Here is a 13,767-nt window from a genome sequence, read left to right on the forward strand (position 1 = left end):
GCCAGCCATAACAAAGGCAAAGTACGCGAAATTGGGGAGCTTCTGGCTCCCTTCGGTGTGGAAACTATTTCTGCGGGCGAACTGGATTTGCCAGAACCAGTAGAAGATGGCCTTACTTTTATTGCAAACGCTGAAATTAAGGCGTTGGCCGCAGCGACAGCGGCAGGCATCCCTGCTCTTGCAGACGATAGTGGCCTTGAAGTAGCAGCTCTCGGCGGTGAACCAGGTATTTACAGTGCTCGCTGGGCTGGACCATCAAAAGATTTCAACGTAGCAATGGCTGCGGTAAATGAAAAAATGGGTGATACGAAAGACCGTACAGCAAATTTCACATGTGCCCTAACGCTTGCATGGCCTGATGGACACATGGAAAGCTTTGAAGGCAAAGTATTTGGTGAACTGACCTGGCCAATGCGCGGCGATAAAGGGTTTGGTTATGATCCAATATTTGTTCCAAATGGCCGTACAGAAACATTTGCGGAAATTGAGCCAACAGAAAAACACGCTATGAGCCACCGTGCAGATGCGTTCAAACAGTTAATCAATGCCTGCTTTGACACCAAATAACCTGCCTGCCCTTAAGGGTAGTGATTACAAAGGGCCAGCTGCCATTTATGTGCACTGGCCTTTTTGCCAAAAAAAATGCCCTTACTGTGATTTCAATAGCCACGTACGTGATCATGTTTCACATGAAACATGGCGAAATGCCCTCGTGCAGGAAATTGAAACCATGGCGACAAAGTTTCCAAACCTTTCTGCCAAATCTATTTTCTTTGGTGGCGGCACACCAAGCCTGATGGAGCCAGAAACAGTATATGTTGTTATTGAAGCCATTCAAAAACACTGGGCGCCAAACCGAGGAATTGAAATAACGCTGGAAGCAAACCCTTCAAGTGTGGAGGCTTCAAGGTTTCAAGCTTACAAACAAGCTGGTGTAAACAGACTTTCTGTTGGTATTCAATCACTTAGAGATGATGCTTTAAAGTTTCTTGGCAGATTGCATAATGCTGGCGAAGCCCTGAAAGCTTTAGAAGTTGCACGAAACAACTTTGATAGAGTTAGCTTTGATTTAATCTATGCCAGACCTCAGCAAAGCCTTACAGATTGGGAAACCGAACTTAAAGAAGCCTTGGCCTTTGATCCTACACACCTATCACTCTATCAGCTTACTATTGAAGAAGGCACGGCCTTCTACCACCAGTTCCACAGGGGTAAGTTTACCCTGCCTGATGAAGACGAAGCAGCAGAACTGTATGGTCTGACGCAGCAATTAACAGAGGCCAAAGGTCTACCCGCCTACGAAACATCCAACCACGCAGCTGCAGGCGAGGAATCCCAGCATAATCTTTGTTACTGGCAGGGGGGTTATTATGTAGGTATTGGCCCAGGTGCGCACGGCAGGCTTCCTGCGCAGGACCACGGTTCCGCATATGCGCACGCGCAAATCAAACGCCCTGAGGACTGGATGAAAGCTGTTGAAGCAAACGGCACAGGCCTCGAAACCCTAGAATATGTGGATGCCGAAGACAGAGCTGTGGAAGCATTGATGATGGGACTACGCCTAAGGGACGGTGTTGATATAGCCGCTTGGGAACAAAGATTTGGTTATCCCGCAAACCAGATTATCAATAATACAGAACTATTGAACATGAAAACTGATGGTTTTATCACTGATAGAAGCGATAAACTGCAGTTATCAGCTAAAGGGCGACCTCTGTTAAATTACATACTGCAAAAGCTTGTAACCTGATTAGCGGCTGAGTGTGAAGCCAAAGCTAGGGAAAGCTTCAGGGGCAGGATCAATCACTTTAAACCCGCGCCGATTTACTTCAAGAACCGCAAGTGTGCGTTCAATCGTACCGTCAGGCAAAAAGCGGAACAGACCATCAACCCCCATAAAACCTGTTTCACTGGTTAATATATCAGCAGAAAAACGATCTTTTACTGAGTTTACATCCATATCTTCCCTGATCAGGAAAGAAACAAGCGACATAGCGTCATACGCGAGCGTAGCGATACGTGGTGGTACTTCACCGTAAGCTTCTTCAAAACGCGCCATAAAAGATAATGGTGCTTCCGGTTGAGGACCAGCAAACCAAGCACCTTGAAGAGGAGGTTCCCTAAGGAGGCTTTCATCGCTCCAAAGGCCTGTACCAAGAAGCTTAATTTTGTTTGGGTCTACCTCATAAAAAGGCAGGAGTGGTGCGAGATTTTTAAGAAGATCGCCACCTTCCGGCAGCAAGATAGCTTCATATTCTACATCTTCGAGAACTTCACTTTTCTCAATATCGTCCGCGATTTCATCCGTAAGATCATCTCTAAGAGAGCGAAGAAAACGGATTTCATCACGGCGATTTTTCCGGCGCTCATCATAGCTTGCAATACGCTTTACTGGGTCTTCTAAAGCTTCCATATCAGGAGGATAGCTTTCAATGGCGAGGATATCAGCACCAGCTGAACTTACTGTTTCACCAAAAATGGCCTGCACGCGGTTCCCATACCTGCCTTGGGGCACAAGTGCTGCATATTTCCGCATTCCGCTTTGGTACGCATAATTCAGCACACGCTTCACCTCAGTTTCAGGCATAAAGCCCATAATGAAACGGCCTTCTTTCGCCACACCACTATCATTTGAAAAACCAATGAGAGTGATACCGTGAGGTGCAAGCACATCCCCCGCAGCTTCAACATTACTGGCAAGAAGAGGTCCAATAACCACAGAAACGCCAGCTTCTATGGCCTGTTCCGCAACAATTTTAGTTTGTGCATAATCCGCCTGCGTATCAAACGGCAGAAGCTTTACACTTGGGTTATATGCATCAAACAGCGCCATCGTGGCTGCACGCAGAAGAGCTTTTCCTGTTTCCCCTTCGGAACCAGAAAGCGGAAGCATGATACCAACAATAATATCTTCTTCTGCTTCAACTTGAAGCGTACCCACAGAAGTTTCATCAGGGAGGATGTTTTCCTGTGCTGTATCAGAAGGCTGTTCTATATCAGGGACAGTTGTCCGCGTTACCGGAGCAGGCGTTTCACCTCCACAAGAGGCCAAAAACAAACCAAGTGTGATAACAATCATCACTTTCAGCTTTGATTTTTGAATGCCTTCCAGCATAACTGCCCTTCTTAAACAATCGGTACCGCGTATGTGGAACCTACTCAAAATTTGTGTTGCTGTAAAATACTGCTACAGTTTTTTAAAGTATTAATTTGGATCAAAAAGATGGCTGAAATCAGGTCAGGGCAAAAAATATCAGCTGGGCTTTATATTGTTGCTACGCCTATTGGCAATTTAGGTGATGTAAGCAAACGAGCTAATGAGATTTTATCAGGGGTGAATTATATTGCTTGTGAAGATACCAGGGTTACAGCCAAGCTCCTGTCAGCCCTTCTTCTCAAGAAACCTCTTATTCAATATCATGAGCATAACGGCGAGATTCAGCGACCAAAAATCCTTGGCAAAATCGCAGAAGGCGCTTCTGTCGCTTTGGTTTCTGATGCAGGTACACCGCTAATTTCAGACCCAGGCTATAAACTTGTAGATGAAGCTCGCGAAGCGGGTCACCGGGTAACTGCAATCCCGGGCCCCTGTGCTCTCGTTACTGCTCTTTCACTCGCAGGGCTACCAACCGACCGTTTTATGTTTATGGGGTTTCCGCCCAATAAAACCAAAGCCAGAACCGAATGGTTCGAGGCTGAGAAAAATACAAAAGCCAGCCTTATTTTTTATGAGAGCGCAAAACGCCTACCCGCATGCCTTGAAGATGCCGCTTCAGTTCTTGAAGGCCGGAAAGTGGCTGTTTGTCGCGAACTTACTAAGAAATTCGAAGAAGTTGTTAGAGGCAACTTAAATGATATAGCAGCTCACTACGCAGAAAGTGGCCCACCAAAGGGTGAAGTAGTAGTTATTCTAAGTGCACCAGATAAAGAAACAATCAAGCAAACTGGCAGCGTGGAAGCAGATACAGATAAACTGCTTGAAAAAGCCCTTACCTATATGCGGGTGAAAGATGCTGCCAGCTTCGTTTCTGATTTAACAGGCATAAAGAAGAAAGAACTGTATAATAGAGCCTTGGAGCTTTCGGGGAAAAACTAGTTTGACGACAGAACGCCAAAAAAGCGAAGCCAGAGGCCGAAAGGCCGAAAAAATTGCAGCCAATTGGTTGCGCCTTAAAGGATATACTATTCTTGAAGAACGGTTTCGCTCAAAGCGCGGAGAGATAGATATCATCTGCAAGCGCGGTTGTGAAATCCTGATTGTCGAGGTAAAAGCCCACAAAACCCGTGAAAACAGCCTCTATGCAGTAACACCACGCCAACAGCAGCGAATAGTTCATGCCACTGAAGACTGGCTAAAAACCCAATCTTTTGAAAAATATTCACTTAGGTTTGATGTAATAGCCATTGCACCAAAGCGCCTTCCGGCCCATATCAAGGATGCGTGGCGGCCGGGCTTTTAATGTTATCTGGCTAAACCTCAATAATTAAATATGTTTCCAGCAAGTAAGGATTAAATTATGGCAACACAGCGCAAGGTCGCATTCCAGATGGACCCTATGGAAACTGTGAATATAAATGGCGACAGTACCTTTGTTCTGATGCTGGAAGCACAGGCCCGTGGCTATGAACTTTGGCACTATCTTGCTGAAGACCTGAGCTACCGCGAAGGTGTGGTATATGCGAAAGCACGCCCTGTTACGGTGCGCCGTGAAGAAGGCAATCATTTCACTTTTGGCGAAGCTGCTTGCATTAAAATTGCGGATATGGACGTCGTTTGGATGCGCCAGGACCCACCATTTGATATGGCCTATATCACTGCCACCCACCTTCTTGAGCTTGTCGCTGATGAAACGCTGGTTGTAAATAACCCCGCTGAAGTAAGAAATGCGCCAGAGAAGCTTTTTGTAACTAAATTCATAGATTTAATGCCGCCTACCCTTATCACTCGCCGTGAAGACGAAGTTAAGAAATTCCGCGCTGATTTTGGTGAGATCATAGTAAAACCACTGTATGGAAATGGCGGTGCCGGTGTATTCCATCTGAAGGAAGGTGACAGCAACCTTGGTAGCCTAATGGAAATGTTCCTGGCTTCAAGCCGTGAACCTGTGATGGTACAGCAGTTCCTGCCTGATGTGGTTAAAGGCGATAAACGCATTATCCTTGTAGACGGCGAAGCCGTTGGTGCTATTAACCGTGTACCGGCAAAGGGTGAAATTCGTTCAAACCTTGTAGCTGGTGGTTCCGCTGAGAGATCAGGGCTTACAGAGCGCGAAGTGGAGATTTGCGAGCGCTTGAAGCCTGAGCTTAAGAGCCGCGGCCTTACCTTTGTAGGCATTGATGTGATCGGTGATTGGCTCACCGAGATTAATGTAACCTCCCCCACAGGCCTTCAGTCAGTAAACCAATTTGATGGTGTAAGCCTTGAGGCAGTAATTTGGGATGCTCTAGAAGAAAAACTGAATTAACTACTTCATACAATATCCAATAAAAAAGGCTGTGAAATCGATCACAGCCTTTTTCTTTAATATATTCAGATACTTAGAATCCACAAACACCAAGCTTACTGCAAAGCTCATCAAGCTTTTCAAGGTCTTCATAAGCGATAACTACCTTGCCAGCCTCGCCTTCATGTTCGATAGATACTTTCATACCAACCGCCGCTGTAAGGTCTTTCTCGAGCGCGATAGTATCCGCATCTTTCTTCTTGGCTGAACCAGTACCACCTGGACGTGGTTGACGCTTCTGTTTGCCTTTGCTTTCGTTAGCTAAAGCTTCTGTCTGGCGTACGCTAAGCCCTTCTTTTACTACCCGTTTTGCCAGTTCAAGCGGATCGCTACTACCAATCAGTGTACGGGCATGCCCCATAGAGAGGTCACCGCGAGCCACCATCTGCTGTACTTCTTCAGGCAGTGTTAAGAGGCGAAGAAGGTTAGTTACATGACTGCGGCTTTTACCAACCACCTCTGCAACGGCTTCCTGCGTATGCTTGAATTCCTCCATCAGACGCTTGTAGCCAATAGCCTCTTCAATAGCAGTCAGATCCTGGCGTTGAATATTCTCTATGATAGCAATTTCAAGAACTTCGGTATCGCTCAGTTCCTTCACCACAACTGGTACTTCATGAATACCTGCACGCTGTGATGCACGCCAGCGCCGCTCACCTGCAACGATCTGGAATTTCTCCGGGCCTAATTCACGAACAAGGATTGGCTGTAACAGCCCCTTTTCTTTAATTGAGGCAGAAAGCTCATTAAGTGCCTCTTCATCAAAATGCACACGCGGCTGGGCAGCATTTCTTTCAAGGAATTCTATAGGCAGACGGCGGCGGCCACTTGGCGCGCCATCAGAACCTGTACCGTCCTGAATAGCAGTTTTTTCTGAAACTGTATTTAATGCTGGTCTATCATCTGCCAGAAGTGCTGAAAGCCCTCTTCCCAGCCCTTTACGAGCATTTTTTGCCATTATATAAACCCTAACTAATTGTTTTTATTTAATTATTTTAAGCAGCTATTTTACTGCCACGCCCAAGTACTTCTCGTGCCAATTCAATATAAGCTCGGCTGCCTGTGCAGCGATGATCATAAAGAATAGCTGGCTTACCGAAGCTCGGTGCCTCTGAAATTCTTACATTCCGCGGGATCACAGTTTGATAAACCTTATCGCCCAAATATGCACGAACATCTTCTGCCACTTGTTCTGACAAATTATTCCGTTTGTCAAACATCGTGAGTACCACACCGTTAATTTCCAGCTCTGGGTTCAGGCTGGCTTTAACTTGCTCAATAGTTTTTAGAAGAAGACTAAGGCCCTCGAGAGCAAAAAACTCACACTGAAGCGGTACAAGCACACTATCCGCTGAAACCAAGGCATTAATGGTAAGAAGCGAGAGAGATGGTGGGCAATCTATGAGAATATAATCATATTCATCGTAAGCAGATGCCTTCTCAAACGCCTGTTTTAGGCGGAAATTACGCTGAGGAAGCTCTGCGAGTTCAAGGTCAGCACCAGAAAGATCAACGGTAGACGGTATAATAGAAAGTCCTGGTACTTCTGTTTCGAGAACAGCATCACCAAGCGGTGCGGCTCCAAGTACAACATCATACGAAGTAATTTCACGGGCTCCGCGATCGATACCAAAACCTGTGCTGGCATTTCCTTGAGGATCTAAATCCAGAATAAGCACCCGCTTTTTCACTGCAGCCATAGCAGTAGCCAGATTAATCGTTGTTGTTGTTTTGCCAACCCCACCCTTTTGGTTAGCAACAGCAATAATATGAGCTTGCCCGTTAGACATTCCAGAAAACTCCCCCGTTTTGCCAATAAAGGCAATTTTTACATACTGTTACAGCTGTTTTATGTTGCTTAGCCTTAAGATGACCCCGCTCGGGTCCGATAGGCTATCAAAGCGGTTGATATCCATCTTCCAATAAGCTTGAGCTTCGGTCAATTCCTCTTCTGCAGTTTCTCCCTTCAGAAGCCACATTTCTACATTTTCTTTGAGGAAAGGTTTAGCCCAATTCATCAACTGAAGCACACGAGCGCATGCTCTGGAGGTAACAATATCAACGTCAAACGGCTCTAGTTCTTCGATACGAACGTTGTGAATCTGCGCGTTTGCGGATGTTTCACGTGAAACCTGACGCATAAAAATACACTTACGGCCGACTGATTCCACCATATGAGCTTCGCCAACTCCCATGCTTGCAAGAACAAGTGCCGGGAAGCCGGCTCCTGAACCAATATCAAGCATTTTGATCTGCTTTTCACCGAATCGCTCTTTAAGAAGTGGTGCCATTTGTGCCGAATCGAGAAAATGGCGTCTCCAGATGTCATCGAGAGTACTGTTAGAGACTAAGTTCTTGGCCTTCTGCCATTTAACTAATAGATCGCCATAGACCTTAATTTTATCCAGTGTTTCACGTGAAACATCTAAATCACGTTCAAGATCAGAAAAGCTGTAAGACATAAATTTCTCTATATTACGCGGCAGAACGTTTTTTGATATGACCAAGAAGAAGAGTAAGTGCTGCTGGTGTAACCCCTGCTATACGAGCAGCTGCTCCAAGCGTTGCTGGACGTGCTTCTTTAAACTTTTCCTGCATTTCATTGGAAAGTCCGGGAATATCAGCGAAATCCAGATCTTCAGGAATGACCTTTTCTTCATCTTTCCTGAAGGCAGCAATATCCTGTTCCTGACGCTCGAGGTAGCCCTGATACATCGCGTCTATTTCAAGCTGCTCTGAAATTTTAGTTTCAACAACGGAAAGTTCATCAGGCCAAATATCTTTCAGGCGTGCAAAATTAATTGTGCTAAAACCAAGCAACACCATTCCATCACGACGAACACCATCCTGCTTAATCTTCAAACCAGCCTTTTCTGCTTCATTCGGTGTAAGGCTTAAAGATTTCAGAATTTCTTTAGCTTCAGCAAGAGCTTGCTTCTTTTTATTAAAGGATTGCTTACGCTCTTCTTTTACAAGGCCAACCTCTATCCCTTTATCTGTCAGACGCTGATCAGCATTATCAGCACGAAGAAGAAGGCGGTATTCAGCCCGCGATGTAAACATGCGGTAGGGTTCACGCGTTCCCTGAGTTACCAAATCATCAAGCATTACACCTATGTAAGCATCTGCCCGGTCCAACACAAAAGGTGTTTCTTCACCTATAGCTTTAAGAGCAGCGTTTGTGCCAGCCATCAATCCTTGTGCGCCGGCCTCTTCATAACCGGTGGTGCCGTTGATTTGACCAGCTAGATACAGCTGACCTGCACGGTGTGTTTCAAGTGTTACTTTAAGTTCGCGCGGATCAATAAAATCATATTCAATAGCGTAACCTGGCTGAATAATCTCTGCATTCTCTAAGCCAGGAATAGACGCTATTAAATCCTTCTGTACTTCTTCAGGCAAACTAGTAGAAATACCATTAGGATACACCGTATGGTCATCCAGTCCTTCAGGCTCAAGGAATATCTGGTGGCTATCCTTATCTGCAAAGCGGACGATTTTATCTTCAATAGAAGGGCAATAGCGCGGTCCCTTACTATCAATTTTCCCACTATACATAGGTGCCCGATGCAGGTTATCGCGGATAATTTCGTGAGTACGAGCTGTGGTACGTGTTAGGTAACAACTAATCTGCGGCACTGTAACCTTCTCTGTAAGGAAAGAAAACGGCACAGGATCTTCATCACTTGGCTGCTCGATACACTGATCCCAATCAATCGTACGTCCATCAAGACGCGCAGGTGTTCCGGTTTTAAGGCGCCCAAGATCAAACCCTATATCCATAAGGGTATCAGAAAGTCCAAGAGCGGGAGCTTCACCCACCCTGCCCGCTGGTGTTGTTGTTTCACCAATATGAATAAGACCGCGCAGGAAAGTTCCTGTAGTAATTACAACAGCTTTTGCGGATAGCTTAGTGCCATCCATCAACACCACACCTTCGATAACAGGTTTATCACCATCTCGGTTTACAATCAGGTCCTCAACGCCGCCAGCAACCAGTGAAAGATTTTCATAGTCATTCAGAATTGCCTGCATGGCATTGCGGTAAAGCTTGCGGTCAGATTGTGCGCGGGGTCCCTGTACTGCTGGCCCTTTTTTACGGTTTAGAAGCCGGTACTGAATACCAGCGCTATCAGCAACAAGCCCCATCAGGCCATCAAGTGCATCAATCTCACGTACTAGATGACCCTTACCCAAACCACCAATCGCGGGGTTACAAGACATCTCACCAATGGTCTCAAGCTTATGAGTAACCAGTGCAGTTTTAGCACCAACACGCGCAGAAGCTGCTGCTGCTTCACAGCCAGCATGCCCACCACCCACAACAATTACATCAAAATCAGTCATTCAATTCACCAATGGCAAAACATCAGGACGTGCATACAGCACACCAAAACAGGCGCTGGGTATAATAAGAAATAAGGGTTAAGTCAAAGCTAAGCTGCTATGTGCGCGGCGCATGTTTCACGTGAAACATCATTTTCCGATACAAAAATCAGAAAACACAACATCCAGCATATCTTCCACACCAACACGGCCAGTGATTTTACCGAGCGATCGAGCAGCCATTCGAACATCCTCCGCGGCTAAAACAGGATCCAAGCCAGCATTATCCTCGAATCGGTAAAGATGATCTACGGTGTCCTCAAGCGCTTTTCTATGTCGTACTCGTGTAAGGGATGGTAGTTCGCGGGGAGCCATCGCTTCCCTTACAAAATCTTCTACAGTGGATAGAAGTTCATCCAAACCATCGTTATCTCTTACAGATGCGGTGATAGCTTTCATACCGCTTGGTACATCATCATGTTTCACGTGAAACATAGAAACACGATCTGTTTGCGTGATTACGAGAATTGCATCTCCATCAAGCCACTTGGAAGCTGCCTCAGGGATAGTTGGCCACCCATCAGCACGAACAAGTACAAGGCGAAGATCAGCTTCCTCAGCTTTCTTTTCAGCGCGCCTTATACCTTCGCGTTCAATATCTCCCTCACCTTCCCGTAGGCCAGCTGTATCAATCAACCTTACAGGATAGCCACCCAGGTCAAGGTTCACTTCAATCACATCTCGAGTAGTGCCCTTCTCATCAGAAACGATAGCAACATCAGATTTAGAGAGCGCGTTCATCAAGGTAGATTTACCAGCATTTGGCTCGCCGAGGATAACAATGCGGAAGCCGTCACGGATTGCTTCCGCCCTTTTATTATCTTTCAGGTATCCCTCAATATCATCTCTAAGCGATGTAATATTAGGGAGTACGGCACCGGCCACACCTTCAGGCAAATCTTCATCAGGGAAATCAATATCTGCTTCCAGATGGGCCAGGTGGCCAATCAACCTACCCCGCCAATCTTCGTAAAGATTTTTTAAAGCACCATCCAACTGTCTTAGTGCTTGTTCTCGCTGTGCTGCTGTTTGCGCATGAATTAGATCATTGAGGCCTTCAGCTTCCGTAAGATCAAGTTTCTCATTTTCGAAGGCACGTTTAGAGAACTCACCGGGTTCCGCCATGCGGAGACCATCAATTTCAGTGAGAGCTTCAAGAACACCCGTGATCACAGAACGCCCACCATGGAGGTGAAGCTCCACCACGTCCTCTCCTGTAAAACTGGCGGGTGCAGGGAAAGTGAGCACAAGAGATTTATCAAGCCTTACACCTGTTCTGTGATCTTTAAGCTCACGGAGAGCAGCCATACGAGGCTTTGGAAGATCTTTGCCCGAGAGTATCATAAGGGCTTCTAGCGCCTTTGGACCAGATAATCTGATAACAGCAACGCCAGCTGTACCAGCACCAGAAGACAAGGCGAAAATCGTATCCATCATCATAAGACTAAATGCTCTTCACTCAGTTTTTTATTGCAGCAAATCTTTGCGTTCATTAGCAAAAGAAAGCTATAGCCGCTATAGTGAAGTTAAGCGCATTCTTAATGCAAATTTTTCAGGGCCATCTTATGTCACAAATTTCCATGCACACCCCTATCATTGATATTACTATCACTGAGCTTGAAGGCAGTATTGTTGCACTTGATTGGGGATGGAGCCCATTTCAGGAAGAAAATCCTTCACCACTTCTACTGGAAGCTAAACGACAACTTGACCTGTATTTTGATGGTGACCTCACGGAATTTAATCTGCCGCTCAACCCAATGGGTACCAAGCATCAGGAAAAGGTTTGGAAGGCTATGTGTGATATCCCATACGGGGATACCCGCACGTACGGTGATGTAGCTAAAGAGATTGGATCAGCAGCCCAAGCAGTTGGCAGCGCCTGTGGCCGTAATCCCATTCCTATCTTAATTCCCTGTCACCGTATTATGGCATCCGCAGGCCGTATGGGCGGATACTCGGGTGACGGTGGTCTTTATACCAAAAGAGCTCTCCTGGTACTTGAAGGTGCCTTAACTGTTGACGAAGGTAAAGCTCTTGAGGCCTCTGGCGCTCTAGATGGTTAGGTTATGAATTACCCCCTTTATCTCATCCCCGGCACTATGTGTGATGGAAGGCTATGGCATAAGCTTACACCTTATCTGAGCACATATGAAATTCATCATGCAGTCTATGCAGGCCAAACCAGTATGGATGATATGTTGGCTGCTGTGGTAGAAAACAAACCTGAGAAAAGCCATCTTATAAGCTTCTCTCTTGGTGGCTATCTAGCTATGGAAGCAGCCCTTAAAAATCCTGATAATTTCGAGCGCATCATCATTATTGCGAGCTCACCTTACGGCTTATCTGATGATGAAAAACAGCTACGCAGAGTAAACGCAAAAATGCTTTCACGGATGACCTACAGAGGTATGTCCAGAAAACGCCTGAGCCAGTTTGTTTCTCCAAATAATATGACTGATAATTCAGTTACAAATACTATTCTACAGATGGAAAAAGACCTTGGTCAGGATGAATTGATCAACCAGTTGATCGCCCCAATTGACCGCAGGAACCTGAAAGAAGATTTGATAACTATTGGAAAACCAATTCATTTCATTATGGCGGAAGAAGATGAACTAGTACCAATTGGTGCTATTGAAAAGCTTGCAGAAGCTTATGAACACATCCATCTCCACCGAATGGAAGGCTCAGGGCATATGATTCCGCTGGAAATACCAGAAAAACTAGCTGAAATTATAAATTATGTAATAAAATCAGATAGATAGTTTATTTTTACATTCATTTCTTCAAATTTAGTGAGTATTTTTTCCTGAACACTGTCAGCGGACATACCGTTCATTGCAGTTGCCACCACCGCATCAGCCAAAACAGATATTTCATACCCATTCTCTATAGCGGCCTCTACAGTTGCACGAACACAGTGCTGAGTATGAACTCCCATTATCACAAGCTTTGATATCTGCTCAGCCTTTAAAACCGCATCCAGTTCAGTTCCATAGAAAGCATTGCCTGTCGTTTTCTGAATTATGGTTTCCCCACCGGTAGGTTTCACTTCATCCTTGAAATTATGCAGCGGTTGCCCTGCCCGGTACGGGGAAGATGGATCAGATGAACAGTCCTGAATATGAAAAACAGGCCAATTTTCCGATCGCACCCAATCCAGCATTCTTTTCATTACCTCTTCAGCGTCAGGGTTATTTCTTTCACCCCACTTAGGGTGATCCATAGCTTTCTGAACATCAATAATGAGAAGAGCTGTTTTCATCTATTTGATATCACCTCTGCCGAGGTACAGATAGAAGCATAATCTGCTCCAATATGAACAAGTGTAATATGGTGAACATCATCAGCAGACCATGAAGTCCCTCTGCAATCAGTTACCCCTGTTGCAGCAGTCGCATCTGAAATAACTGAAACGTGATACCCTAAAGACGCAGCCATTCTTGCAGTACAATCCACAGAATGTTGCGTTAACACACCTACAACAGCCAAATGTTCAATAGAAAGAGACTTCAGGTATGTATCAAGCTCCGTTCCCACAAAGGCATTGTTGGTGGACTTTTCAATAATCTTTTCTCCAATTTCTGGGAAAACTTCTTCTTTAAAATCGTGAAGAGGCTGTCCTTCCCTATATGGTGAAGTAAGCTCTTTTGAAGAGTGTTTAATATGAACAACAGGCCATTTTTTATGCCGCCAATGAGATAAAAGTTCAGCTATTTTCCTTTCAGCATCAAGGTTATTGCGAATACCCCATTTAGGGTGATCAATTGCTTTTTGAACATCAATAATGAGAAGAGCTGTTTTCACTGTAACTTCCATAACAAAAAAGGCCCACCACAGTATGGCAGGCCTTTCTGAAATTTCTAGCTACAAA

Annotated in this window: 14 protein-coding genes and 1 pseudogene; 7 read left to right on the forward strand and 8 right to left on the reverse strand. The window is 45.4% G+C overall.

The annotated features are described in order from the left end of the window. Positions 1-39: 39 nt before the first annotated feature. A pseudogene (locus MF542_RS11730) lies at positions 40-567 on the forward strand (non-canonical purine NTP pyrophosphatase); the annotation flags it as partial. Next, positions 545-1,750, forward strand: a complete 1,206-nt coding sequence (gene hemW, locus MF542_RS11735; RefSeq protein WP_247019582.1) for a radical SAM family heme chaperone HemW — start codon at positions 545-547, stop codon at positions 1,748-1,750. The pseudogene MF542_RS11730 and the gene hemW, both read left to right, overlap by 23 nt. Here the strand turns inward: hemW and MF542_RS11740 are convergent, their stop codons facing one another. After that, positions 1,751-3,115 (reverse strand): penicillin-binding protein activator, encoded by a 1,365-nt coding sequence (locus tag MF542_RS11740; protein WP_247019584.1) that lies wholly within the window; start codon positions 3,113-3,115, stop codon positions 1,751-1,753. It lies immediately after the preceding gene. Positions 3,116-3,223: 108 nt separating this feature from the next. On the opposite strand from MF542_RS11740, the gene rsmI reads away from it, so the two are divergent. Genes rsmI through gshB form a run of 3 tightly spaced genes read left to right on the forward strand, consistent with a single transcriptional unit; the run spans position 3,224 to position 5,465 of the window. Further along, positions 3,224-4,096: a 16S rRNA (cytidine(1402)-2'-O)-methyltransferase gene (rsmI, locus tag MF542_RS11745; protein ID WP_247019586.1), complete on the forward strand. Its 873-nt coding sequence runs from the start codon at positions 3,224-3,226 to the stop codon at positions 4,094-4,096. A gap of 1 nt (position 4,097) precedes the next feature. Beyond that, positions 4,098-4,460 carry a YraN family protein gene (locus MF542_RS11750; RefSeq protein WP_247019588.1) on the forward strand — a complete coding sequence of 121 codons (363 nt, stop codon included), beginning with the start codon at positions 4,098-4,100 and terminating at the stop codon, positions 4,458-4,460. Positions 4,461-4,517: 57 nt separating this feature from the next. Continuing rightward, complete coding sequence (gshB, locus tag MF542_RS11755) at positions 4,518-5,465, forward strand: glutathione synthase (RefSeq protein WP_247019590.1); 948 nt, start codon at positions 4,518-4,520, stop codon at positions 5,463-5,465. A 73-nt stretch (positions 5,466-5,538) separates the two neighbouring features. On the opposite strand, the gene MF542_RS11760 is transcribed toward gshB, so the two are convergent. From MF542_RS11760 to mnmE, 5 genes are all read right to left on the reverse strand, one after another. Then, on the reverse strand, positions 5,539-6,462 hold the full coding sequence (locus tag MF542_RS11760; protein ID WP_247019592.1) for a ParB/RepB/Spo0J family partition protein: 924 nt from the start codon (positions 6,460-6,462) through the stop codon (positions 5,539-5,541). Between the two features lie 37 nt (positions 6,463-6,499). Continuing rightward, a complete protein-coding gene (locus MF542_RS11765) occupies positions 6,500-7,294 on the reverse strand; it encodes a ParA family protein (RefSeq protein ID WP_247019593.1) in 795 nt (264 codons plus the stop codon). 48 nt (positions 7,295-7,342) lie between these two features. Beyond that, a complete protein-coding gene (gene rsmG, locus MF542_RS11770) occupies positions 7,343-7,966 on the reverse strand; it encodes a 16S rRNA (guanine(527)-N(7))-methyltransferase RsmG (protein ID WP_247019595.1) in 624 nt (207 codons plus the stop codon). A gap of 13 nt (positions 7,967-7,979) precedes the next feature. Then, on the reverse strand, positions 7,980-9,851 hold the full coding sequence (gene mnmG / locus MF542_RS11775) for a tRNA uridine-5-carboxymethylaminomethyl(34) synthesis enzyme MnmG (protein WP_247019597.1): 1,872 nt from the start codon (positions 9,849-9,851) through the stop codon (positions 7,980-7,982). A 129-nt stretch (positions 9,852-9,980) separates the two neighbouring features. Beyond that, positions 9,981-11,330, reverse strand: a complete 1,350-nt coding sequence (mnmE, locus tag MF542_RS11780) for a tRNA uridine-5-carboxymethylaminomethyl(34) synthesis GTPase MnmE (protein ID WP_247019599.1) — start codon at positions 11,328-11,330, stop codon at positions 9,981-9,983. Positions 11,331-11,455: 125 nt separating this feature from the next. Between mnmE and MF542_RS11785 the strand changes: the two genes are divergently transcribed. After that, a complete protein-coding gene (locus MF542_RS11785; protein WP_247019601.1) occupies positions 11,456-11,956 on the forward strand; it encodes a methylated-DNA--[protein]-cysteine S-methyltransferase in 501 nt (166 codons plus the stop codon). A 3-nt stretch (positions 11,957-11,959) separates the two neighbouring features. Next, complete coding sequence (locus tag MF542_RS11790) at positions 11,960-12,658, forward strand: alpha/beta fold hydrolase (RefSeq protein ID WP_247019603.1); 699 nt, start codon at positions 11,960-11,962, stop codon at positions 12,656-12,658. Here the strand turns inward: MF542_RS11790 and MF542_RS11795 are convergent. Beyond that, positions 12,634-13,158: an isochorismatase family protein gene (locus MF542_RS11795; protein WP_247019611.1), complete on the reverse strand. Its 525-nt coding sequence runs from the start codon at positions 13,156-13,158 to the stop codon at positions 12,634-12,636. The two genes, MF542_RS11790 and MF542_RS11795, sit on opposite strands and share 25 nt — an antisense overlap. After that, entirely contained in the window at positions 13,155-13,700 is a 546-nt protein-coding gene (locus MF542_RS11800) for a cysteine hydrolase family protein (RefSeq protein WP_247019612.1), read from the reverse strand. The genes MF542_RS11795 and MF542_RS11800 overlap by 4 nt, the downstream gene beginning before the upstream one ends. Positions 13,701-13,767 lie beyond the last annotated feature (67 nt).

Source organism: Kordiimonas laminariae (genome assembly GCF_023008165.1).
GTDB classification, from domain to species: Bacteria; Pseudomonadota; Alphaproteobacteria; order Sphingomonadales; family Kordiimonadaceae; genus Kordiimonas; species Kordiimonas laminariae.

Excerpts from the sequence above, each read along its gene's own strand:
- hemW (WP_247019582.1), top strand. The coding sequence starts at position 545 with ATGCCTGCTTTGACACCAAATAACCTGCCTGCCCTTAAGGGTAGTGAT.
- MF542_RS11740 (WP_247019584.1), bottom strand. The coding sequence starts at position 3,115 with ATGCTGGAAGGCATTCAAAAATCAAAGCTGAAAGTGATGATTGTTATC.
- rsmI (WP_247019586.1), top strand. The coding sequence starts at position 3,224 with ATGGCTGAAATCAGGTCAGGGCAAAAAATATCAGCTGGGCTTTATATT.
- gshB (WP_247019590.1), top strand. The coding sequence starts at position 4,518 with ATGGCAACACAGCGCAAGGTCGCATTCCAGATGGACCCTATGGAAACT.
- MF542_RS11760 (WP_247019592.1), bottom strand. The coding sequence starts at position 6,462 with ATGGCAAAAAATGCTCGTAAAGGGCTGGGAAGAGGGCTTTCAGCACTT.
- MF542_RS11765 (WP_247019593.1), bottom strand. The coding sequence starts at position 7,294 with ATGTCTAACGGGCAAGCTCATATTATTGCTGTTGCTAACCAAAAGGGT.
- rsmG (WP_247019595.1), bottom strand. The coding sequence starts at position 7,966 with ATGTCTTACAGCTTTTCTGATCTTGAACGTGATTTAGATGTTTCACGT.
- mnmG (WP_247019597.1), bottom strand. The coding sequence starts at position 9,851 with ATGACTGATTTTGATGTAATTGTTGTGGGTGGTGGGCATGCTGGCTGT.
- mnmE (WP_247019599.1), bottom strand. The coding sequence starts at position 11,330 with ATGATGATGGATACGATTTTCGCCTTGTCTTCTGGTGCTGGTACAGCT.
- MF542_RS11785 (WP_247019601.1), top strand. The coding sequence starts at position 11,456 with ATGTCACAAATTTCCATGCACACCCCTATCATTGATATTACTATCACT.
- MF542_RS11790 (WP_247019603.1), top strand. The coding sequence starts at position 11,960 with ATGAATTACCCCCTTTATCTCATCCCCGGCACTATGTGTGATGGAAGG.
- MF542_RS11795 (WP_247019611.1), bottom strand. The coding sequence starts at position 13,158 with ATGAAAACAGCTCTTCTCATTATTGATGTTCAGAAAGCTATGGATCAC.